Source organism: Petrocella atlantisensis, from assembly GCF_900538275.1.
GTDB classification, from domain to species: domain Bacteria; phylum Bacillota; class Clostridia; order Lachnospirales; family Vallitaleaceae; genus Petrocella; species Petrocella atlantisensis.
The window spans coordinates 2,147,215-2,170,607 of the sequence record NZ_LR130778.1; the positions used below are offsets into that span (position 1 = coordinate 2,147,215).

The following is a 23,393-nucleotide window of genomic DNA, read 5'->3' on the forward strand; positions in this document are numbered from 1 at the left end:
GGATGGGGCAAACATGAAAAAAAGTTTATCATTAATAATTGTAGTGGTACTCATACTCAGTACTTCGACTATACATGGGATAACGGACCAACAATACGTTCAATATACAAAGAACAACAGTGCTCTTGTAGCAGATAGGGTGGTGGCTCTAGAAGCGGATACACTTGGTGGTATATGGGTGGCGACTTCAGGTAGTGGCGCCATATACATCGATTCAGCCGGCAAATGGCATACGTATATGGAAATGAGCTCCGGTTTGAAGAATAATTTCTTAAATGATGTTACGCTGGATAGTTTGGGAAACACACACTTTGCAACCAACATCGGTGTCACCTCCCGTATGAAAGACAACACTTGGAACAATTACTATATGAATGAAAATAAGATTTTTGGTGAGACCGTTACTGCGCTTGCAGGGGATGGTAAAGGTGGACTATGGCACGGCGTTACGGGGTATGGTGCTTATTATAAGAATGCTAATGGTGTTATGACCCATTATAGCAGTGCAAATTCTTCCATTCCCAGCAGTAATGTTTCCAGCTTTGCCTTTGATCAAAAAGGTGGGGTATGGATTGGAACAGAGTTAACCTATAATGAAATGGGTGGCATCGCTTATCTAAATGCAGATGGGAAATGGACCCTCTATAATTCAAATAATTCCAAGTTACCCTCTAATAGAGTACGTGAAGTCTATGTTGCAAAAAACGGTGCTGTATGGATTGGCACCATTAATGGCCTAGCTAAGTTATATAACAACGAGTGGGTTATTTACAGCAACAATTCAGTATGGGAATATGATGTCAGGTCGGTTACAGAAGACAGTGCAGGAAACATATACGCGGCAACCTGGGGAGACGGACTTCTTAAGATTGATCCTGCCGGCAAGTTGACCAATTATAAATCATCGGATTCACCAATACCAAACAATTACATCTATGAGGTGGAACTCGATACCAAAGGCAACATATGGCTTGGTACCAATGTAGGACTTACACAGATTAAAACAACTTCACAAGTGACACAACCACCGGTGGTACAACCAAAGATAGTGACGGTTTTTGTTAAGAGTCTCCAAGTACCTTTTGACGTTCAACCGGTGATTCGAGACGGCAACACATTAGTATCTGTAAGGTTTATACTTGAAGCCTTAGGTCAAGATGTAACTTGGAACGAAGCAGAAAGAAAAGTAGTATCTACCGGCGATAAGACTATCGAGCTTACAATCGGTGAAAAAACAGGTTATGTGGATGGTGTGGCTTATCCGCTTAACATACCTTCGGAAATCATTAATGGTAGAACCATGATACCATTGCGATGGATCGCAGAGAACTTAGATTATGATGTACAATGGAATCCGGTCAATTATAGAGTGGATATCAACTAGATACGAGGAGAGAGATAGATGAATAGTAGAATTTTAAAAAAAAGAGTAGCCCTTACAATTGCGAGTATGCTTACCCTAGGTACTTTTATGGGATCACCGGTTAGAGCGGAAGAATTAGCGGCAGCATCAGCAGAAGTATCCCAAGCAGAACCTGTGGAGACAACAGAGTCAACAACACTGAAGGTGGAAGATGCCTTACTCATGGCACTTGAAAATAGTTTTGAGTTAAAAATAGCCGAAACCGAGATGAATAATTCGATTATGACAGCCAGTCAACAAAGAACATTAGCCAAAGAAGATGCTAACACAGGTATATACGATGCTGACTTAGCGATTAAGATTGCCAAAATAAATAGAGAAGTATTACCAACACTAGCAAAAGAGACATATAACGCAAAAATAACAGAAGTGGCACTTGGCGTCAAAGGGGCTTTTGCTGAAGTGGTCTTTGCCAAGGAAAACTTAGCATTAGCTAGGAAGTATAAGCTACAAGCAGATGAGAGTCTGGCGATGGTTAAGACCAAGCGTACGCTAGGACAAGCTTCAGATCTTGAAGTTACCAATACAGAGGCAGATGTAGCAACTAAGGCATCAGAGCTGGTTCAAGCACAGATTACCTATGATCAGAAACTTATGGACTTGAATCTACTGATGAATGAACCTCTAGATAAGACATGGGTAATAGAAGACACCATGGCAACAGAAGCCGTCCAACTTGTACCTCTAGAGGAAATGAAAACGTACATGTTTGAGAATCATCCTATGGTGTTAGGATCTAACTTAAGTTTTGATGTTGCTGAATCCACTTTTAATTTGGCAAAAGGTTATTACCCATCGAACGTATGGACTTATAGGTATGCCGAGCAAGATTATCTAAAAGCCAAATACCAGAACCAATTGGCCCTATTAACTCAGGAAAAAAGCTTGATTCAAGCTTATATGAGTGTTCAAGGGAATCTGGAAGCCGTTAAGGCTTTGGAAAAAAACGTAAGCACAGTGGTTGAAAGTTACCGAGTGGCAAAAATACGTTTTGAACTGGGTATGATTACAAGCTTCCAATTGAATGAAGCCTTGTTGATGCAACAACGTATGGAAAGCAACTTAGCCAATGCAAAACGTGGTTACAGATTAGCCATAGCCCAACTGGAATACATATCCGGTATGGAAGCTATTAAGACGGCTGAATAAGGAAAAGCAAAAATAAAGACAAAACAAAAGGTAGTTCTTCGGGTTACTTCTATAGTAACAGGAGATCTACCTTTTTTTATGTATAATAAAATGACCACTTTCCTAATCCATACGTCATATGACTTTTTCATGACTTTGGACACATGAAATCGTTCATTAATTCTGTTAAGATTATAACAACAGTTAATCATAGCAATGAGTAAAGAGGTGTGTGTATGAAAGGAATCAGTTACGTGGAGTACAGAAACATTGATCATTATTGTAGAAGTGAACGATTAGATACAGATTATTTATTATACTGTATCATGCAACATGGTAAGACAGGGAGAAAAAAGATCTGGAGAAAAACGAAATAACCTTGAGTAAGCCACTTAGTTTATTGTAAAATGAAAGAAAGAAGTTGGAAGAAAGAATAGGAATAGAGGTGTACGGATGAACAAAATCAAAGTGTTGGTGGCAGATGACCAGTCCATATTGGCAGAAGGTCTATGCACACTTTTGAACATGGAAGAGGATATCCAAGTTGAGGGGATAGCCCAGAACGGAATAGAAGTACTCAAATTCCTAGAAGACGGGCATGATGTAGATATTATACTAATGGATATTCGTATGCCGCTGATGAATGGGGTAGACTGTACCAGAAAAGTTACCAAAACCTATCCGAAGGTAAAAGTGCTCATATTGACGACTTTTGATGATGACGATTATATAATAGACGCCTTAAACAATGGGGCAGTGGGCTATATGTTAAAAGACTTAACAGCAGAAAAACTGTCATCAGCCATTAGGAATGTCTATCAAGGTAATACGGTCATGCATCAAAAGATCACGCAAAAAATCATTCAAGGTATGGGCAATGGCAGAGAAGGAAAAACGGTGAAAACCATTACAGATTCCGGAGGCAATGTGCTTTTGGAAAGAGAAGTCGATGTATTAAGGCTACTCGCAAAAGGTTATAGAAACAAAGAAATTGCAGATACACTCTATCTGACAGAAGGAACAGTAAAAAATTATATCTCCCTTCTCTATGACAAATTCAACATCAAGGGAAGAACAAAGCTTATGACCTATGCCATTAAGCATGGTATCCTAGAAAATGAAGACCAGGATTAAGGTTAAAACAAAAGTTAAAACTAAGATTAAGAGTAATACTGAGGTGATCTGATGACAACACCACAACTTCAATTATGGTTGGCTTATATGACCATCAATCTATGGATTATCATCCCACCAATCATGATGTGTATTCGTTCTAAGGACAAGTCGATGATCAACAAAATCTTATGGATCATACTACTTTGTGTCTTTAATTTGCCAGCGGTTATGATTTATCTGTTTACACATAAGTCAGAGCCTGATAAAATGACCCTAGCAATAAACAAAGCAATAAAAGATCTTGAGCACCACCTTATTTTTATTGGCTTGGTTCTGGTATTTGAAGTCATATCACTTATTCTTTTAAGCAGGAATGAGGATCGTACTCAAGTCCTAATGTTACTGATTATGAGTGTAATGTTGATTTTTATGAATCATTATTTGATTCTTGATAAAGACAAAAGGATATATCAAGTAATACCATTCCTACAGGTTTTAGCAATTACTGGTGTAGATCTCTTTTCTGCTAATCGAGATTTCAAGATTATCATCATTGTGGTAGTGCTTAGTGTATTAAATGAATATCCGGTACGATTTTCTAAAATTTTTTCCATATTAACCTTGTTGTTTTATTTGGGAACGTCTATAACCCTTCAGATACAGGAAGGGCAACTTGGCCAAGTGGAAATGTTGGTATATGCTATTAGAAATACAATTACCTATAGTCTGGTTATTATTTCTTTCTATATTGGCAAAAAACAACTTTTCCTGAACCATCAGTTAAAAGAAATGACACAGACTTTAAAAGATAAAAATAAAGAACTTGAGGAAATCAGTATCCTTAAAGAACGCAGTCGTATAGCAAGAGAGATACACGATACCTTAGGACATACATTAACAGGGGCCATCGTACAATTAGAGGTAGCTAGAAAAATGGTAAAAGTAGATGAGGACAAGGCGATTGAAGCCATAGATAAGACACAGAAAATCACACGGGATGGTTTTGCAGAGGTTAAACGGGCCATAAAGGCACTAAGGCCGATTATGATTGAAGACAGTTCGCTTGAAGAAGCACTGCAAGCGCTTATTGAAAAAACCCAGAATCATTGTCAAGTCGTTATAGATGCCAAAGTTGAAAATGATATTATTCAAGAAGAAAATGTCAAGATTACCATATACCGTATTATTCAGGAGGCCATCACCAACAGTATAAGACATGGCGAAGCCACAGAAATTAAGATTATAATTGAAAAAGCGGATGAAAATGCCATCATGATTCAAGTTACGGACAATGGTAGAGGTTGTGAGACTATCTCAGAAGGCTATGGACTAAAAGGTATCAAGGAACGGGTTGGGCTACTTGGCGGCAAAATGATGGTACACTCTGAATATGGAAAAGGCTTTGATATGGCCTTAACCCTTAATCAGAAGACATAGGCTCTTTACATGACCCTAGACCATATGATAAACTAGCCATTGAGACAAATAAATGAAGATCTCTAGGAGTCTATGATGGGTAAAAGAAGTACAATATTAAGAACCATAACGATAGTGGCTATATTTGTTTTAATCGGATTAGATCCATCAGGACCATCTCATATATCTTATGCAACCGTTCATCCGCCCAGCTTAGCTGCGGAAGGCGCTATTCTAATGGATGGCGATACAGGTCAGGTACTTTACGAAAAAAATGCCCATAAAACATTCTATCCAGCGAGTATTACAAAGCTGATGACAGCTTTGGTTGCTTCCAAATATTTAAACCCTTCTGACACCATAACCTTTTCGAGAAATGCAGTTTTAAGCATTGAGTTTGGCAGCAGTCATATTGGTATGCGTGAAGGTGAAACCATTAGTGTAGAAGCGGCCATGCATGGTTTATTGATGTCTTCTGCTAATGATGTGGCCAATGGTATCGCAGAAAAAACCAGCGGCAGTATTGAAGATTTTGCAAAAGCCATGACCGCTGAGGCAAAAGCTCTAGGTGCCCTGAACTCCAATTTTGTTAACCCTCATGGTTTGCAAAACGAAGATCAGTATACCACTGCTTATGATATGGGTCTGATTATGAAAGAAATAATAAAAAATCAATTTTTAGTCGATATTATGGGTAAAACCTTATATGAGATTCCTCCGACCAATAAAGTGGATGAAGTCAGATATTTGGCCCAAGGTCACAAGATGATTAATGAACGTAAAGATGTGAACATATATAGAGAAGATGTTATAGCCGGTAAAACAGGCTATACCACAAGCTCAGGACATACACTGGTTACAGTATCAAAAAGAGACGGCCGTACCTTAATTGCGGTAACCCTAAAGACCAACGCCGCCAATCTATATAGTGACACCAATAAGCTTTTTGATTATGGCTATGAGGCTTTTGAGGCGGTAGAACTTGAACCCTCTGATTATATACAGACCCTTCCTATTATGAAGGATGGTGTTGTTATAGGAAAAGCCGACCTATCTATGCTTGAACCGGTGCGCATGTTTCTGAAATCAGGTCACTCAAAAGAGGATATCACTCTGGAAACGGTGTTGCCGGAAGCTCTGACAGAAGAAGCTAGTATGAATCAAGAAGCAGGTAAACTCATCATCTCAATCGGTGAAGAAGCTATTGGAGAATGGCCACTTGAGATTACAGAACTTGAATATGATGATATAGGAAATGAAAGCGTTGAAGAAAATATAGAAAAAAAAGAGTTGGAAATGATTGAAGTGATAAAATTCATCATTCTTATTGCTACAGTAACCATTGTAGTTAAAACCAGCACCTTTGGTAAATTTCATTAGATTTATAATCTTCAAACAATAATAAAGGGCATCAAAAAATCGGAGTGAGAGGATTTGAACCTCCGGCCTCTTAGTCCCGAACCAAGCGCTCTACCAAGCTGAGCCACACCCCGATATGATGCAAAAGCACCAAAATCAGTATAGCAAAGTGAAGTAATCAAATCAAGTCAAAAAATGCTAAAATCATTTTTTGACTTGATTTTTTTATTCCAAAGAAGACAGGCTATATGAGCATATAATAGAATATGACCTGACAGTAATTCCCATAAATGTAAATAATTACATTATACACCATATAAATATATAATAATACCGTAAAAAGCTTTACACCCATACTTATCAAAGTTATACTAAATAGGTATGGTTAAGGTGTCAAAACTATATAGTTGAACTTTCGCATACAATATATGTGAACTTAGTGAAACTTAGTTTTTACACCTTAACCAAGCATAGCAAAAATCAACAAACAAAATTTCTAAAATATAAAGTATGGGGGATTTGAGAAATGAAGAAAACATTTACGGTTATAGGTTTACTAACAACAATCATCTTGGTGGTCGGACTGGCAAGTAACTCAGTCCAAGCAGCATCTTACACAGATGTAAGTGATAAAGATTGGTTTAAGGCGGATCTTAGTCACATCAGTGCAGAGTCAAGAGATATTCTAAAAGGCTATCCTGATGGTACATTCAAGCCGGCGAATCCTCTCCAAGTGGACCAGTTTATCAAGTGTCTGGTTGTAGCAGCCGGACATAACATTCTACAGAATGAAGAAGGTTATTGGGCTAAGAACCACATCGACAAAGCTATAGAACTTGGTTATGTTCAGCCGGGCGACTTTGATAACTATAGAAGAAGGATTAACCGAGAAGAGATGGCCACCTTAGTCAGTCGTACCATAGAAGATCTTGAGACCACAGGTTATACCAAGTCAAAAGAAATAGAAGGGTCTCTCATGGACAGTTATATGGTAGAGGGCAAACATAAAGAAAATGTGTTGAAAGTCTATGAACTGGGCATCATTACAGGGTATCCCGACGGTACCTTCAAGCCAGAGGTGACCTTAACAAGGGCAGAAGGTATAGCGGTCATCAGGCGCATCATTGATAAAGGTGCAAGAAAACCTTATACAAGCAAAGGCACCAACTACGCCGACCACTTCAAAGGTGGCAAGCTATGGGTGGATCCGGTTAAAGAAAGCGATGAGAAGAACATTGCAGCAGACTTGAATATGATTGAAAGTGATAGGGTTTATTTTGATAAGGATGGTCGAGGTGAACACAAAGATCATCTGGCGGTGATGATAAGATATACAGAATACGGAAAGCAAGCCGACCAGCTTAAAGACTTGGAAAGGCTTTTAAAAAGACGCTTGTCAGATGACCATGTACAAACAATACTCGATTATATTAAGCATAAAGATGGTTGGCGTACACTGTTGGAAGAAGAAAATAAATGGTACTATATGGACAGTTATGAAGTTGTAGTAGTTGATGACCGACAAATGAAAGGGTCAAAATTTGAACGTTCATTGGAAGTTACAATTCAGATGTGGTACAGATAAATGATAAAAAGAATTATATCAATTATAAGCTCATTATTATTTAGTATAATTTTTTTTGATGCATCTTCAACAATAGTCGAATCAAGTAATGTTATTGATATATTTAGACCTGCTTTGGGGATTGAAGAGACAATGCAAGAGGCTAACAAAGAATTAGATTTGCTTTTTAAAAGAGATTATTTTTTCTATAGATTCTATGATAGTGAGACAAATACATATGTGGAAATCGATGCCAACGAAGATATATGGCAGGAATACGGTATATTTTCTACAAAGTCACCTTCAGGTAAATATAAGTTCATTAATGAACTGCAGGCCTATCAAGATATCCCTAATAATCAGTGGGAATTCATTGGTTTTAATATTATGCCGGAACCGGTGCCAAATCCTTATTATACTCCAGATAGTGTGCCGAAAACACAGATTATGGGTAGATGGAAATGGGTTCAGAAGCCTGAAGAAGTATATAAAGATGGTAACGCACTGACCGGATACCTTTCAAAATCTTACAAAGATGCCCTCACCCCAACCGACCGAGACGAACTGGCCAATCAGATCATCGCAGCCCTAAAAGTCAAATACGGACCACTCTTTGACGAGGATATGGCAAAGGCAGAAGGTACCGATGTATGGCTTGGTCGTGCCGGTATCATCATACCACCTACCAAGGTTTCAAGAGGGGTTGTCCGCCTGTGGCACAGTAACGGAGATTGGTACACCAGTATCACCCTAAACCCACTTTACCACTTTGTCCCTGACTTTAAGATCCTCTATGATGGTATGGATCATACCGATGATGTGGTTCTAGCAGAAGATATCCCGATACCCATCAGCTTATTAAACACCACAGACATAGGCAAAGAAGAAGTGACTGAGTCCCTAAGATGGTTGGTGAACGGTAGTCTTCATCACGAAGATACCACCCCTTATGATCATCTAAGCATCAAGACAGCAGGTCTGGAACTTCAGATAGAAGCGGCCACCACCATCACCCTAGAAGTCAAAGTACAGGGTAACCCAGAAATACGAAGGGTAGAACATCATATTACACCGGTGGTAGAAGACATCACCCTACCGGGTGACATGAGTGTCCTACCAGGTACAGGTGACTTGGTCATCGGCTCTGTAGCAAGAGGCAAAGAGGTCTTTGATGTAACACAAGGCATCCCAACAGGAGAAGCCTTATATGCCCATCTAAGTGGTGACAGTTATAGAGCCGGTTATACCCCAAAGACCGTAGAAGGCACCAAGACCTTCGTCGCCACCATCAGCGGCAGCTATGAAGAAGAAGACGGAACAGAGACCTCCTTTTCAAGAAGCATCAACGTCAGTAGAAGCTATAGTTATCAGGATATAGACAACTACTACCTCTATACCATTGATAAGGCACATATCTATAACTACGCTCTAAAAGACGAAAAGATCACCTTATATCCCAAAAACTATCAGGTCACCACCAGTCATAGTCCGGGCGTCATCCTAAAGCACCCTACCAACAGAAGTGCTTCTGTAGGAAAAGTCACCAAAGGCTATAACTTTATGGGCAAAGCCCAATCTATGATTGATCACTACGTCACCAAAGACGGACAAATCACCATAAACGCCAAAACCATCACCGTCCCTGACCCCTTACCACCAGCACCAAAAACCAAACCCGAAACCTTATATGCCACAGGTCAGATCATCTTAAGTACCCTAGCCAACAAAAAAGACCAGCCTTCAAGAGCAGAACTGGTCTATCAATTAAGCTACGACATAAACAGTGCAAAGCCACAGACCCATATCACCCATATCTCAGGCAACCCAGTTACCGTACACACACCGGTGGTCTGTTATCCTACCATCACCACCCAGCTACAAGACGTATTGACCCTAAGACCCCAAAGAAACAAAACCCAGCTCATACTGGGAGAAGCCTTCACCCTAAGTTACCCAGCCACAGGACAGCACCTAAATATCCCCGGTTATGGTAACAGAAGCTATGAAAAGACCACCGCAAACAAACAAGTCCGCTTTAGCTTTGATGTCTACACAGGCGCAGATGACAGCGGAACCTTCATACCGGCAGGCATATGGCATGATGTAAAGTTAAACACAAATACAGAAGCCACTTACTATCTGCCCAGTCATAACCGAGAAACCACCACCGGACAGGTCCAATTCAGAAGTTTGCCCATTAACCTGCCAAGTCTTCTAGCCCCTCATAACTTCGCTTACAACAAAGACATAGAGGCCTATAAAGCCGTGGCAGAAATACCCGTAGAACTCTCAGGTAAGATTTCGAACTTCACCATCACAGGCATCACCGATCCGGCTTGGGTAGACCACTTCAAACAAGCAAACAGCACCTTTAGAGCAGCAGATTTACCGGTCATGACCGGTAAAAACAACCAACAAGGTATGGCAGATCAAGCCGTTAAGCTGGGGTACAAGATCCGCTTTAGCCTAGAAACCAACGGTGACATGACCGGTAATGATGATATCCTACTCATCACCCCAAGCTATAATCACATAGATGAAAATGGCACAAGACAGCCGGTGGATCTGTACTATGAAACAAGCCAAGGCTTTATAAAGCTTGGCAGTGACCAAGACACCATGACAAACACCATGGTACTCAACGATCCGGCAAGAAAGATACAAGAAGAAACCATACAAAACACCGTCAAAGTCCTAAGCGCCCAGAAAAGAAACAACGGCTTCACAGAAGCCGACTATCTAAAGATCTTCACCGGTCAGTATCAAAAAGACCTGGCCTATAAAGATAAGTTGCTACTAACAGAAGCCCAAAAGCTTTATATCGGAACCAGTAGTCAGAGCCCTAAAGAACTGCCCCATACCCTTATTCTAGAAGCAAGACAGAAATGGTATGGAGAATTCTATCTACCAAGCCAAACGGTGGTTGTACCAAAGGGACTGAATCTATCCACCTACACACGTCTGAAAATAGGAGAAGCTCCCTTTATAATAAAAGGTTATATCGCTGTGAACTTTGACATAAAAGGCTATCACAACATCAAGAGCTTAAAAGACCTAGAGACCCTAGAGGCCTATAACACCTATAAAACAACAGACCTTGGCAACACCTGGGAAAAAGAAGGGTATAAGACAAAGGGTGCCGGTATCAGCCTTATGGAAGGGGATGTGGTCTTCTACCATGTGGATCGTAGGGCCAGTGGCCATTATCGGTGAGAAGAAGCAGTCAAAATGCATATAAGACAAGGTATAACTGTGAATTATATATCTAAAACGATGAAACTTTGTGGATTGTTTGACTATTGAAAAATACAGGCATATAATTATACTCGGACGTTTTCGTGGAATAATTAGGATGCTTTGAGAACAAAGAAACAGACATATCACAAATGTATGCCTGCTGACATTCATTGGTTCCATGTTAAGATAGATGAATATATATACAGGAGGTTTCATATGTTATCTTATGGTTTTTTCCTTGATCTAGCCATTATTTTATTGAGCACAAAATTATTTGGTCTTTTAACAAGACGTCTGCAGATGCCCCAAGTGGTGGGTGCATTGCTTGCGGGTTTGCTTCTTGGACCTACTTTTTTAAACATCTTACACGAGACAGAATTTATTGATAAAATGGCCGAGCTTGGTGTAATACTACTTATGTTCACTGCGGGTATGGAAACAGACGTCAAGGAGTTGAAGCGAACAGGCAAGTCGTCTTTTGTGATTGCAGCCTTTGGCGTTATCATTCCTTTAGTTGGTGGGTTCATAGCTGCTGGTATTTTCTCAGATACGCTTACGGAAGCAACTAAGATTGAGATGCTAAGAAATATCTTTATTGGTGTCGTTTTAACAGCCACTTCAGTTAGCATTACAGTTGAGACCCTTAGGGAAATGGGGAAACTAAGGACACCATCAGGTACGGCCATCTTAGGTGCAGCTATTATTGACGATATACTGGGTATTATTATATTGACCATCATCATGGGCTTTGCCAGTGACGGTGTGAGCATGATGGGTATATTTTTTAGAATCGGTGGATTTTTTGTATTTGCCATCATCAGTGGTTTAGTATTCAATAAAATATTTGCCTATATGACGGATAAATATGGTCGTAAACGGCGAGTACCCATATACAGTCTTATACTCTGCTTGATGTTTGCATATATTGCAGAAGAATTCTTTGGTATTGCGGATATTACTGGTGCATATTTGGCAGGTATCATCATAGCCAACTTAGGCAGTCACGATTATGTTAATGAAAAAGTTGAGATTACCTCTTATATGTTGTTTTCTCCCATCTTCTTTGCCAGTATCGGTATAAAGACCGCCATAGAGACCATGAACTTCAGTATACTCATTTTTGCTCTGGTGTTATTGGCCATTGCCATATTAACGAAAGTAGTCGGCTGTGGCATTGGTGCTAGGATTATGGGTTACTCCAAAGAAGATGCCCTGAGGATTGGTGTCGGTATGGTTTCTAGAGGTGAAGTGGCCTTGATTGTGGCCAGTAAAGGTATGTCCGTAGGACTAATTACCGAGCAAGCCTTTGCACCTCTTATAATGGTGGTCTTGGTGACAACCCTAATTACACCAATCTTATTGAAAATGGTGTACAGAGCCAAAGTGGTTGTGTAACGGTTAAGGTAATATTGAAAATTTTATAGATAAAATAAATGTAAGCCCATAAGGTGGATGATACCCACTTTGTGGGTTTTTATATTATTCTGATAATGTTGTCACCCTTGGATGGATGTGAGATAATAACATAAAGGTGGTGAAGTTATGCGAACAGCAATTCTTTCGGATATTCATGGTAACGATGTTGCTTTTGAAGCGATTGTAGAAGATATGAAACAACAAAATATCAACAACGTCATTTTCTTAGGCGACTTAGTGGCAAAAGGGCCTCAACCTAAAGAAGTTTTTGAGAGGATGAGAGCACTGAAACCTTTTGTCTGGCTCAAAGGCAACACAGATGCTTGGTTAGACGATGCTTTGAGTGATATATTACCGACAACAAAAAAAGAAATCTTACTTCTTGACTATTATGACTATATGGTACATCGGTTAGAAGGGGAGGATATGGACCATCTTATAGGCCTTAAGAAAACAAACCATCTACATATTGAGCACTATGATATTTTGTGCGTTCACGGCTCACCACTTGGTATGGAGGATAGCATGGATCCTTTTAAAAAGGCAGAAAAGTTGGACCATCAACTTAAGTATACGCAGGAGGGTGTTGTTCTATTTGGTCATACACACAAGCAACTGAGCCATAGGCATCATATCCACCGTTTGATCAATCCAGGTGCGGTTGGTGTTTGTAACTATAAAAATGATGCAAGAGCAGCCTATGCCATCATGGATACCAACATTGGCTTTAATGTTGAGCTCAGACAAGTGAAATATAATCTGGATTTGGTTTATAAAGTTGCATCAGAACGCGCGTTTCCAAACATGGAAGATTATTGGAATCTATTAACGGTGAATGAGGGATAAAAGGTGTCGGTATGAAATACAAGGACGACTTAAAAAGGATTATGACGATCGTACTGGTACTGTTTTTGGGTGTAATGATGAAGCAAGAAGTGAGTGGAACAGAAGTGACGTTTTTAGAACTTGAAAAAGGCAACACGTATACCTATGATCAACTTCATTATATTGCTATAAAACTTAGTAGGGCATACCCACAAATCTTGCGATACGAGTATCTTGGAGAATCCTTTGACAAACGTTCAATATTTGCCTTAATTATGACGGAGAATGAATCATCTTTGGAACCGGAAGTAATCTATGTAGAGCGTATGCATTATATGGTTGATGCAGGGTTACATGCAAGAGAAGATATCAATCCGGTATTGGTATTGAAGATGATTGAAGACTATGCTAAAGCCTATACAAAAAATGAAAAGATTCAAGGTGTAGATCTTAGAGAGGTACTTGGGCGCAGTGTGCTTCATTTCTTACCTGTGACGAATCCAGATGGATTTGAACTGGCAAGGCAAGGGCTTGCAGCAGTAAAAACAGAACAAGCAAGAAATGCTTTGAACCATATAAAAAGTACAAATTATAGCAACTTTAAGGCGGGTATGTCCGGTGTTGATTTGAATCGTAATTTTCCGTCACCGTTTCTGAATCCGTACTTAGGTGTTTTTGAGGATCAGTGGGATACATACAAGGATAATAATCTATATAGTAGCCAACCGGCCAGTGCCTTCTACGCCGGTCCAAGAGCGGGGAGTGAACCGGAAGTTGTTATTCTAATGGATTATATGCTTAGGTATGATTTTAGGAATTATATGAGTATGCATTCAAGAGGAGAAGTACTTTTTTGGGATAATTATAATATGCCTAAAAACTTTAGGGATAGAGCCAGGGCTTTGGCTCTGGAGATTGATACTTTTATGGGTTATGAGATGGGACAACCAAAATCTTCTGTACAGATGACCGGTTATGCATCTGATTTTGTTGCAGCTAAGACATTAAAGCCTATGATCACTGTTGAGTCACTACCCATCTCAACCCAATTGCCGACGCCACAAGCACTCTATTATGACACTTATAATAAGGTTAAGATTATACCGCTACTGGCAGAACGGGTGGGGCGAAGAACCGGCTATTTGGATTACAGATTATATGTAGGTGACCGTTATGTAAGGGATTTTGATGACCTTGCCTATGCCATTGCTCATAGTATTCAATTAGAAGGTATTATTGTTAAAGGTGAGGGAATTCCGATTGGATATATCGGTGATTATGCTATGATTAAAGAAGGCAATGTATATCAGTTAAGTACCTATTACCCGAAAGATATAAATGAAGAAATAAATGAAGAATCTACAGAAGAAATAGCAGGTGAGACCACTGAAGAAGTGAATCCGGATACACAAGTCATAGATGAAGAACAACCGACGATAGAGCGTAGCTATTATGAAGGTTACCCTACCGTACATATCAAGGTAGAGGAGGCGGATGTGGTAGGGGATGTGCCTGCCATATTGCTAAACGGTCGAACCATGGTGCCCCTTAGAGTCGTTAGTGAAGCCTTCGGCGCTAATGTTGTATGGGACGGTGCTGATTATACAGTCTATATTAATAAGACCGAAGCAATAGAGAATCAAGAAAAAATCGAACCTATGGGTTCCACCTATTACAAAGGCTTGAAAATGGTCAATGTTGTTGTGGGTGGTCGTATAATGAACAGCGATGTACCGGCCATCATCTTAAATGGTCGAACCATGGTACCTCTTAGAGTCATTGGAGAAGTCCTTGGTGCTGATATAATATGGGATCAAAGTACATATACAGTAAGTCTTACAAAACAGAATCCAAGTGATACCACGAATAAACCTTAAATTTTAGTATTAATTTATGGTTATAGGGTCAAAACTAAGTATCACTAAGCTCACATATATTGCTTGCGAAAGTTTAACTATATAGTTTTGACACCTTAACCAATTTATTGAATTATGAGGAGACCAGCTATGAAAAGTCAAGTATAAATTAGCTGGAAATTCTTTTTAATCGAATTCCTTAAAAAAGGGTAACTTTAATAAGACTCCCTATAAGGTAGTTTTCAAAATCAAATGATATTCGGGTTTTAATTAGTCGAGATTAAACTCGACTTCGTCAGTAAGCATCTTATAGATGACCCTGACAAGCTTACCGGCACAGTGACCTAAAGTGTTGTAGTGGTTTCGGCCTTCAGCTCTTTTAGTATCGTAATAAGCTTTAAATGTGTCGTTGTTACGAACAACATTGTTTGCAGCATTAATTAATGCATAACGTAAGGTTTTTGATCCTCGTTTTGACATACGTGTACGTTTGGCAACAAAGTTTCCAGACTGATAAACAGACGGATCTAACCCAGCATAAGCTAGAACTTTGCTAGCATTGGAGAAGCGTTTAATGTTACCAATTTCACCAAGAATCATTCCACCATTGACAAATCCAATGCCTGGAATGGTCATGATAAGTGAATCAAGTGAAAGCATAATTGATTGCATTTCCGATTCAACAGTTTTTAACTGGCTATCTAATAACTCGATTTGCTCGATAGCATGAGTTATTTGAATAGATAAAGACCTGTCGCTGGATCCGACAGACTCCCTTGCAAGAACTCTTAATGCTTTAGCATGTTCTTTCTTGAAGTGGCCGTGGGAGGCTTTTAAAAGAAGAGCTGAAAGATGAGTCATATGCATGGAGGCAATAGCATCCGGAGTAGGAGCTTCTTTAAGAAGCTGATAACAGGCTTTCTGATGCAAACCTGATTTGAAGAAGTATTGGAGTTCAGGGAAAACCTGATCCATATAAGAAGTTAGCTGAATTTTCAACCTAGTACGGTTTTTAACCAGCTTCTGACGGAAACGTCCAAGATTCTTCAAATGCATAAGATCAATGTCTTCTACAGTGAGGAAACGATGATCATGCATCATAAGGGTTTTAGCGATAACAAAGGTATCAACTTTATCAGTCTTAGTCTTGCGAATGTTATTTTTCGCATAGATGAAGTCTGAAGTGGGTTGATGAGACAAACCTTAAAGTGTCTAGATACAAGAAATTCAATAAGGTTGTTGCCATAGTGAGCTGTTGATTCAAGACCAATGATGAGGTCACTCTTTTAAAGGAACTAATTGAAGAGAGCAACAAATGGAAGCCATCACTGTCATTCGTAAATTTGAACGGCTCGAGAAGTACTTCACCATCAGAAGATATGGCTGCGGCGAAGTGGTTAAGTTTGGCGATATCAATGCCAAGATAGATCATGAGATTAAATCTCCTTTCGAATTATTGATACCATGACGTCCACCAGCGATTATCATTGTAGACTTGAATGAGATAAGTACTCTATACAAAATGTATGGCACATCCAGCTAATAAACAATTCAGATAAAGGTAGCGGCAATACACTCCTGTTAAGTAGTCTGTGCTACAGAAAAAAATCAAAGGTACCACAGTATCTGAATGTATTATAGTCACGAATAAAAAAGAAAGGAAAGTGTGATATTTACTTCTATAAATATCATACAAGGATATAAATGGATAATAATCTAAACGGACTTTTAACAAAATGGAGTAATCAGTCTTGTCGTGCTAACAAAGTGAATAAGGAACTATATACTCGCTATGAAGTGAAACGTGGTCTTAGAGACATTGATGGCAAAGGTGTGCTGGCCGGTCTGACCCGTATTGGCGAAGTACACGCCTACATCATATCCGATGGCAAATCTGTGCCTGTACCGGGACGATTAAGTTATAGAGGTATTAACATAGAAGATCTGGTGAAAGGCTTTTTGAAAGATGATCGTTATGGCTATGAAGAAACCTGCTTTTTACTGCTTGTGGGACACCTTCCAGATGCCATTGAACTTCGAGATTTTAGAGGGTTAATTGCCAGCAATTATGAACTGCCGAGAGACTTTGTGCGAGACATCATCATGAAAGCACCAAGTAAGGACTTGATGAACACCATCGCTAGGAGTGTGTTGACCCTTTTTTGTTTTGATGATCTGGCCGATGACCTTAGTGAAAGAAATGTCTTTAGGCAAAGCATACAGTTAATCGCTAATTTTCCACTATTGGCTATTTATGGCTATCAAGCATACGCCCATTATCATGAGAAGAAAAGCTTTGTCATCCATTCTCCAAGAAAAGATTTAAGTATTGCAGAGAACATCTTATATATGTTAAGGCATGATAACCAACATACCAATCTAGAAGCCAAGCTTTTGGATTTGGCCCTGGTACTACATGCAGAACATGGTGGTGGTAATAACTCCACTTTTACAACCCACGTTGTGTCATCCGCCTACACAGATATTTATTCAGTGGTGGCTGCAGCCATGGGATCCTTAAAAGGTCTTAGACATGGTGGCGCCAATATCAAAGTGGTGGAGATGTTTGATGAAATTAAAGCCAATGTAGACAACTGGGAAGATCCGGAGGAAGTCACCAATTATGTAGAAAAGTTAGTAACAAAGCAGGCCTACGACAGAACCGGATTGGTCTATGGCATCGGTCATGCTGTTTACTCCATCTCTGATCCTAGAGCGATTATATTCAAGGGATATGTTAGAGAACTGGCAAAAGAAAAGGGACTGGATAAAGAATTTGAGCTTTATAATCTGGTAGAAAAAATAGCACCCGAAGTCATTGGTAAACATCGTAAGATCTATAAAGGTATATCCGCCAACGTCGACTTCTATTCAGGGTTTGTTTATAGGATGTTGGACATACCGCAACAACTCTTCACACCTCTTTTTGCGGTAGCAAGAATCAGTGGATGGTGCGCCCATATCCTAGAAGAATTAGCCAATGATGGGAAGATTATCCGCCCGGCCTATAACTGTGTAGAACCAAAGCGTATATATTTGCCCCTTGAAAAACGATGATAAATATAAAAGTGTAAAATCAAAAAAACAGGTTGACCGGCTATAGGCAACCCGTTTTTTTTACTTAAAAATAATACTACTAATATAATAAAACTTCACAAATCCATCACATGCTTTTTATATAATGAGATTACAAATCCGCAGTTGCCAATAGTAAGCGTTATAGCAATAGGTATAGGACGGTGGATCTAAGATGAAATTTTTATACAAAATAGAATAAAGTGAGGTATTCATGTGAAGAGAAAGTATTTATATTTGGTAGTTTCATTGGTTTTAATCGGTGGCATCTTTTGGTACATGGTACCGAAGAATACTGCAGAAGGCGCACCGGTTGAGGTGATTGAAGAAGTAAAAGTGACAGCTGGTGATGTTTTGATTGATTTTATTGCAGATGGCAATGTGCGTATCTTATCAAAAGACCAGTTCTTTAATACAAGCGGGGTCCTTGAGGCACTTTACTTTGACGTTGGGGATGTTGTGGCCAAAGGAGATCTCTTGGCAAAATTAAGTACAGACGACCTAGCATTAAAAATCAAACAAACTGAGATTGCCATTAACACAGAGATTGAAAGACAAAAAGAAAGTATAACCAATCATACATATGACATACAAATGCAAGAGGCGATCATTGAAAGTCTCACAAAAGAACTTCAGCGCGAGATGAGTCTACTAGAGACCATGGCCACATATCCGAGTATCTACACACCGAATGAGCATAATGACCAATTGTATAAAAAAGAACAACTGGAAGCGACTTTAGATTCTGAGAAAAATGAACTTCAGAAGCTTAAGAATGAAAGCCAAGCGCTGAATAATTTGCTCATTGATGACAAGAAGGTGATCCTAGAGTTGTTGAAGCTGGATTTAGAAAAGGCATATTTGTATGCGGATACAGATGGGGTTATTGGTACGATTCATGGTGTGGTGAATACCAGTATAGGAACAACAAACGCTTTTTTAACCATACTGGATCAGGAACAGCCTATGATTTTGTCCATGGTATCTGAGCTGGATATTGGTCAAGTGACATTAGGTCAAAAAGTATTGGTTGAGCTTGAAAGCGATTATGGTATGACTTATGAAGGTCGTGTCTCATGGATTAGCATGACCCCCACCATTGATAATAATGGGATTGTTTCCTATGAAGTCGAGATTATCTTGGAAAAATATCCGGATACCATTCGATCTGGCTTATCGGCTTTGCTACATATTGTACTAAAGGAACGTTTGGATGTACTGGTCATTCCAAATTCAGCCGTAAAGATTGTTAATAATCAACAAGTGGTTGAGGTGAAAGTAAGCGACCAAATTCAAGAAAGAATAGTGGTTACAGGGTTAACCGATGGTGTTAATGTTGAAGTTATACAGGGACTGGAAGAAGGAGAAACACTTATTGTACGTAGCTTAAAATAAGAAGAAGGTGAATGATGAAAATAACAGAAATATTTAGAGCTATTTTTACCAATATACTGGCCAATAAGTTTAGGGTTTTTTTGACCATGCTTGGCATCATTGTTGGCGCAGCTACCATCATCATGGTGGTAGGCATAGGGAAAGCCTCAGAAAAAGCGGTTGAAGAACAGTTTGCTATGCTAAATGTCGGAACGCTTTATGTTCAAACGGGTCCGGGTAGCAAAGATACCCTATCAAAAGAAGATGTGAACCTCATAACAGAGAATGCAGAAAATGTACAAGGGGCGACCATCTTAATGACCACACGAGGCGATATTAGTTCTAATTATGAGACTTTTAATGGTTCTATCTCGGGTGTGACAAGCATCTTTGATGAAATGAGTAATTTGTCCATGTATCAAGGCACTTTTATTGAAGTAGCTCAGGATGAACGACGTGAAAGGGTTGTTGTTCTAGGGTACACCTTAGCAGAGACACTTTTTCCGGAAGATATTGAAAAGGCGATTGGTGAGAGTATTACCATAAGCGGCAAACGCTATATTGTGGTGGGTATTATTGATCGTGTTGGCGATGCCATTCAAGGTTTACTTATTGATGAAGCGGCTATATTACCATACTCGACAGCAGAAAGTTATGTAGTGGGATCGTCAGGAAAACCTAGAATCATTGCAGTAGCAAAAGACATCAATGCCGTTGAAAACGCTATTATTGAACTTGAGCAGATCTTTAGAGAGGCGTACCGGCCTGTAGGTGGCGTTGATTTAGTAATCAAAGATGCTGGAAGTAAATTAGTAGCAGCACAAGACAGTGCAAAAACTATGTCTGTTCTATTAATCTCTGTCGCGACCATTGTATTAATTGTTGGTGGTATAGGTATTATGAATGTTCTTTTTGTATCAGTAAGAGAACGAACAAAAGAGATTGGCATCTTAAAAGCGCTGGGTGCCAGAAGAGCGGATATATTATTACAGTTTTTACTGGAATCCATTATGATTAGCTTTTTAGGAGGCATACTAGGCATTGTTCTAAGTTTTGTGACCCTACCACTGATGGCCTATTTACAAGTTGAAGTGAACCCATCCCTAAACGGTTATATACTGGCACTCGTTTTTTCAGTGGTAACAGGTACTTTTTTTGGTTATTACCCTGCAACCCTTGCAGCTGCACTTAGACCCATAGATGCCTTAAGGTATGAATAGGAGACAAAGAGAATGAAAAAAACAAGCATAATTATAATGGCACTCATGATATTGATCAGCGCATCAGGATGTTCTTCAGACATAGCGCAAAAAGAATCAACAACGTCAGAGGCGGCAACCATTGAAGCAATCACAACGCCTGTACCGGAAAGAAAAGCGGAGGTTATGGGCATTATTAAAAATGTTATAGGCAATGAAGTCAGTGTTTCATTGTTACTAAAGAATGCAGAGAGTGAAGAAAATATGGAACAAGAAGCCCTACTAACAGATGAGGAAAAAGCGACCAAGCAGGCAGAAAAAAGAGCAGCCAATCAAGCGGAAAATGCTGATAATACAGAAAAAAACCCGTTGGAAAATGTAGAATTGTCCGGTGAAATCAAAGACGTGGTAATTCCAGTAGGAACGAAAGTGGTTCAAAGCACTGGTACGGGTGAATTTATAGATCTTAATATTGGGGATATAGTAAAAGGAACCAGTGTTAAGATATGGCTCATAGAAGATGAAGAAGGAGAAGTAGCTGTCGCGGAATTTGTTCAGTTACAAATACGATAAGTGATGAAGACGATTATAGAGATGACCAACATAAAAAAATCCTATAAAATGGGAGATAATATCCTTGAAGTCCTAAAAGGTATTGATTTATCCATAACAGAAGGCGAATTCGTTGCCATTCTGGGCCCATCTGGTTCAGGGAAGTCAACGATTATGAACATCATGGGCTGCATTGATGCAAAAAGCCAAGGGAAGTACTTATTGGATGGAAAAAATATTGAGAATTTCTCTGAAGATGAGTTGGCCATAGTGAGAAACGATAAAATTGGCTTTGTTTTTCAAAAGTTCAACTTATTACCCCGTTTATCCACACTGAATAATGTAGAAATGCCGATTCTATTAAGAGGCGGATCCTCAAAGGAAGCTAAGACAAAGGCAAAAGTCTATCTGGACATGGTAGGACTAGGAGACCGAATGCACCATAAGCCGATAGAACTTAGTGGTGGTCAACAGCAAAGGGTTGCTATTGCAAGAGCACTTGTTGGTGAACCTGAATTAATACTGGCTGATGAGCCAACAGGTAATCTGGATCAAACATCAGGAAAAGAAATTATGGCATTGTTCAAAAAATTGAACGATGAAGGCAATACAATCGTTATGATTACCCATGATGAAAAAATCGCCAGTCAGGCTAAGCGTGTTATTAGAATTGTAGATGGATTAATTGAGCCAAGCTTTATTCTTTAAGATAGAGGGTCACGATTTTAATAAGTCTTGGTGATAATTACATAAAAAGGTTGACATTAATAAAAATAGTTGTATAATTATACTTAGTTAAACGTTTACTTAGATAGAAAGGACATCATATGAAGGTGACAATCAAGCACATTGCAGAGTTAGCAGGCGTATCCATAGCGACGGTATCTAAAGTGATTAATCATAAGGATGAGAAAATCACACACCAGACAAGGGACCGTGTGCTTGAGGTAATCAAGGAGCAAGGTTATATACCTAACCGTGTTGCCAGTTCTATGGTAACCAAGAGAACCAAGACTTTGGGACTTATGATACCGGATATTACTAACCCATTTTTCCCTGAATTGGCACGAGGTGTGGAAGATGGCGCTAATGAAATGGGTTACACCCTTATTCTCTGCAATTCGGACAATGACCTTCAAAAAGAAGAAAGCTATCTGGAGATGTTACAGGAAAAAATGGTGGATGGCATAATCTTTACGGCCTCCAGTCGTCGCACAACCATGAGCTCTGCTTTTTTGAAGTTGACGATACCGGTGGTGTCAGTGGACAGAGAGATTGAAGGCCTAAAGCTTGAAGGTAAGATTACGGTTGACAATGAAAAAGGTGCCTTCGAAGCGGTTTGCTATTTATTAGAAAAAGGTTATAGAAAAATATACCATATATCAGGGCCTTTATTATCCAAGACTGCCAAGGATCGCTATGCCGGTTTCATAAGAGCACATAAGGAAAAAGGTATCATGCCTATAGAAGACCATCTTCTTGAAGGGAACTATACCAGCACATGGGGTTATGATTATACAAAAAAACTTATTGAAGAACAGGTGGACTTTGACAGTCTTTTCTGTGGCAATGATTTGATTGCTCTTGGGGCTTATAAAGCTTTACATGAAAAAAATATAAGAATTCCTGAAGACATCGGTATTATTGGGTTTGACGATATTTATATGGCAGAGATTGTGTCCCCGGGACTTACAACGGTAAGACAACCCTCTTATAGCATGGGCTATAAAGCTGCGGAGATGATGCTAGATCGTATTAAGAATAAAGATAGCATTCAAAAGGAATGGGTACTAGAATCGAAACTGATTATACGTGGTAGTACCAAATAAAAATTTAATGGGTTAAACGTTTAC

General features: G+C 39.3%; 18 protein-coding genes, 1 tRNA gene and 1 pseudogene. 18 read left to right on the top strand and 2 right to left on the bottom strand.

The features are described 5' to 3' along the window. The first annotated feature begins 13 nt into the window (after positions 1–13). From PATL70BA_RS10010 to PATL70BA_RS10030, 6 genes are all read left to right on the top strand, one after another. The gene (locus tag PATL70BA_RS10010; protein WP_125137224.1) at positions 14–1,384 is read left to right on the top strand and encodes a stalk domain-containing protein; all 1,371 of its coding nucleotides are present in this window, start codon (positions 14–16) and stop codon (positions 1,382–1,384) included. An 18-nt stretch (positions 1,385–1,402) separates the two neighbouring features. Beyond that, complete coding sequence (locus PATL70BA_RS10015; protein ID WP_125137225.1) at positions 1,403–2,572, top strand: TolC family protein; 1,170 nt, start codon at positions 1,403–1,405, stop codon at positions 2,570–2,572. 215 nt (positions 2,573–2,787) lie between these two features. Next, a complete protein-coding gene (locus PATL70BA_RS16290; protein WP_172596197.1) occupies positions 2,788–2,928 on the top strand; it encodes a hypothetical protein in 141 nt (46 codons plus the stop codon). A gap of 76 nt (positions 2,929–3,004) precedes the next feature. Then, positions 3,005–3,685, top strand: coding sequence for a response regulator transcription factor (locus tag PATL70BA_RS10020; protein WP_125137226.1), 681 nt, complete (start codon positions 3,005–3,007; stop codon positions 3,683–3,685). A 51-nt stretch (positions 3,686–3,736) separates the two neighbouring features. Next, positions 3,737–5,104, top strand: coding sequence for a sensor histidine kinase (locus tag PATL70BA_RS10025; protein WP_125137227.1), 1,368 nt, complete (start codon positions 3,737–3,739; stop codon positions 5,102–5,104). 72 nt (positions 5,105–5,176) lie between these two features. Next, the gene (locus PATL70BA_RS10030) at positions 5,177–6,463 is read left to right on the top strand and encodes a D-alanyl-D-alanine carboxypeptidase family protein (protein WP_125137228.1); all 1,287 of its coding nucleotides are present in this window, start codon (positions 5,177–5,179) and stop codon (positions 6,461–6,463) included. 39 nt (positions 6,464–6,502) lie between these two features. On the opposite strand, the gene PATL70BA_RS10035 is transcribed toward PATL70BA_RS10030, so the two are convergent. Beyond that, positions 6,503–6,576: transfer RNA gene (locus tag PATL70BA_RS10035), tRNA-Pro, on the bottom strand. A 392-nt stretch (positions 6,577–6,968) separates the two neighbouring features. Here PATL70BA_RS10035 and PATL70BA_RS10040 point away from each other — a divergent pair. The 5 genes from PATL70BA_RS10040 (at position 6,969) to PATL70BA_RS10060 (ending at position 15,361) form a co-directional block, all read left to right on the top strand. After that, entirely contained in the window at positions 6,969–8,027 is a 1,059-nt protein-coding gene (locus PATL70BA_RS10040; RefSeq protein WP_125137229.1) for an S-layer homology domain-containing protein, read from the top strand. Beyond that, positions 8,028–11,219, top strand: coding sequence for a DUF5704 domain-containing protein (locus tag PATL70BA_RS10045; protein WP_125137230.1), 3,192 nt, complete (start codon positions 8,028–8,030; stop codon positions 11,217–11,219). A gap of 240 nt (positions 11,220–11,459) precedes the next feature. Continuing rightward, entirely contained in the window at positions 11,460–12,638 is a 1,179-nt protein-coding gene (locus PATL70BA_RS10050; RefSeq protein WP_125137231.1) for a cation:proton antiporter, read from the top strand. 147 nt (positions 12,639–12,785) lie between these two features. Then, positions 12,786–13,505 carry a metallophosphoesterase family protein gene (locus PATL70BA_RS10055; protein WP_125137232.1) on the top strand — a complete coding sequence of 240 codons (720 nt, stop codon included), beginning with the start codon at positions 12,786–12,788 and terminating at the stop codon, positions 13,503–13,505. Between the two features lie 11 nt (positions 13,506–13,516). Beyond that, positions 13,517–15,361, top strand: coding sequence for a M14 family zinc carboxypeptidase (locus PATL70BA_RS10060; RefSeq protein ID WP_125137233.1), 1,845 nt, complete (start codon positions 13,517–13,519; stop codon positions 15,359–15,361). Between the two features lie 249 nt (positions 15,362–15,610). Here the strand turns inward: PATL70BA_RS10060 and PATL70BA_RS10065 are convergent. After that, positions 15,611–16,721, bottom strand: a pseudogene (locus tag PATL70BA_RS10065) (IS110 family RNA-guided transposase). On the opposite strand from PATL70BA_RS10065, the gene PATL70BA_RS16600 reads away from it, so the two are divergent. The 7 genes from PATL70BA_RS16600 to PATL70BA_RS10095 all read left to right on the top strand — a co-directional run bounded on the left by PATL70BA_RS16600 (position 16,656) and on the right by PATL70BA_RS10095 (position 23,369). Further along, the gene (locus PATL70BA_RS16600) at positions 16,656–16,808 is read left to right on the top strand and encodes a hypothetical protein (protein WP_243116024.1); all 153 of its coding nucleotides are present in this window, start codon (positions 16,656–16,658) and stop codon (positions 16,806–16,808) included. The pseudogene PATL70BA_RS10065 and the gene PATL70BA_RS16600 sit on opposite strands and share 66 nt — an antisense overlap. A gap of 236 nt (positions 16,809–17,044) precedes the next feature. Next, the gene (locus PATL70BA_RS10070) at positions 17,045–18,397 is read left to right on the top strand and encodes a citrate/2-methylcitrate synthase (RefSeq protein WP_125137234.1); all 1,353 of its coding nucleotides are present in this window, start codon (positions 17,045–17,047) and stop codon (positions 18,395–18,397) included. A 234-nt stretch (positions 18,398–18,631) separates the two neighbouring features. Then, the gene (locus PATL70BA_RS10075) at positions 18,632–19,810 is read left to right on the top strand and encodes an efflux RND transporter periplasmic adaptor subunit (RefSeq protein WP_125137235.1); all 1,179 of its coding nucleotides are present in this window, start codon (positions 18,632–18,634) and stop codon (positions 19,808–19,810) included. An 11-nt stretch (positions 19,811–19,821) separates the two neighbouring features. Further along, the gene (locus PATL70BA_RS10080; protein WP_125137236.1) at positions 19,822–21,009 is read left to right on the top strand and encodes an ABC transporter permease; all 1,188 of its coding nucleotides are present in this window, start codon (positions 19,822–19,824) and stop codon (positions 21,007–21,009) included. Between the two features lie 12 nt (positions 21,010–21,021). Continuing rightward, positions 21,022–21,561: a hypothetical protein gene (locus tag PATL70BA_RS10085; protein WP_125137237.1), complete on the top strand. Its 540-nt coding sequence runs from the start codon at positions 21,022–21,024 to the stop codon at positions 21,559–21,561. Positions 21,562–21,609: 48 nt separating this feature from the next. Next, positions 21,610–22,248: an ABC transporter ATP-binding protein gene (locus tag PATL70BA_RS10090; RefSeq protein WP_243115895.1), complete on the top strand. Its 639-nt coding sequence runs from the start codon at positions 21,610–21,612 to the stop codon at positions 22,246–22,248. Between the two features lie 119 nt (positions 22,249–22,367). Then, positions 22,368–23,369 (top strand): LacI family DNA-binding transcriptional regulator, encoded by a 1,002-nt coding sequence (locus PATL70BA_RS10095; RefSeq protein WP_125137239.1) that lies wholly within the window; start codon positions 22,368–22,370, stop codon positions 23,367–23,369. The last annotated feature ends 24 nt before the right edge of the window (positions 23,370–23,393 follow it).

Coding starts and splice junctions, on each gene's coding strand:
- PATL70BA_RS10010 (WP_125137224.1), top strand. CDS start 14: ATGAAAAAAAGTTTATCATTAATAATTGTAGTGGTACTCATACTCAGT.
- PATL70BA_RS10015 (WP_125137225.1), top strand. CDS start 1,403: ATGAATAGTAGAATTTTAAAAAAAAGAGTAGCCCTTACAATTGCGAGT.
- PATL70BA_RS16290 (WP_172596197.1), top strand. CDS start 2,788: ATGAAAGGAATCAGTTACGTGGAGTACAGAAACATTGATCATTATTGT.
- PATL70BA_RS10020 (WP_125137226.1), top strand. CDS start 3,005: ATGAACAAAATCAAAGTGTTGGTGGCAGATGACCAGTCCATATTGGCA.
- PATL70BA_RS10025 (WP_125137227.1), top strand. CDS start 3,737: ATGACAACACCACAACTTCAATTATGGTTGGCTTATATGACCATCAAT.
- PATL70BA_RS10030 (WP_125137228.1), top strand. CDS start 5,177: ATGATGGGTAAAAGAAGTACAATATTAAGAACCATAACGATAGTGGCT.
- PATL70BA_RS10040 (WP_125137229.1), top strand. CDS start 6,969: ATGAAGAAAACATTTACGGTTATAGGTTTACTAACAACAATCATCTTG.
- PATL70BA_RS10045 (WP_125137230.1), top strand. CDS start 8,028: ATGATAAAAAGAATTATATCAATTATAAGCTCATTATTATTTAGTATA.
- PATL70BA_RS10050 (WP_125137231.1), top strand. CDS start 11,460: ATGTTATCTTATGGTTTTTTCCTTGATCTAGCCATTATTTTATTGAGC.
- PATL70BA_RS10055 (WP_125137232.1), top strand. CDS start 12,786: ATGCGAACAGCAATTCTTTCGGATATTCATGGTAACGATGTTGCTTTT.
- PATL70BA_RS10060 (WP_125137233.1), top strand. CDS start 13,517: ATGAAATACAAGGACGACTTAAAAAGGATTATGACGATCGTACTGGTA.
- PATL70BA_RS16600 (WP_243116024.1), top strand. CDS start 16,656: ATGGAAGCCATCACTGTCATTCGTAAATTTGAACGGCTCGAGAAGTAC.
- PATL70BA_RS10070 (WP_125137234.1), top strand. CDS start 17,045: ATGGATAATAATCTAAACGGACTTTTAACAAAATGGAGTAATCAGTCT.
- PATL70BA_RS10080 (WP_125137236.1), top strand. CDS start 19,822: ATGATGAAAATAACAGAAATATTTAGAGCTATTTTTACCAATATACTG.
- PATL70BA_RS10085 (WP_125137237.1), top strand. CDS start 21,022: ATGAAAAAAACAAGCATAATTATAATGGCACTCATGATATTGATCAGC.
- PATL70BA_RS10090 (WP_243115895.1), top strand. CDS start 21,610: ATGGGAGATAATATCCTTGAAGTCCTAAAAGGTATTGATTTATCCATA.
- PATL70BA_RS10095 (WP_125137239.1), top strand. CDS start 22,368: ATGAAGGTGACAATCAAGCACATTGCAGAGTTAGCAGGCGTATCCATA.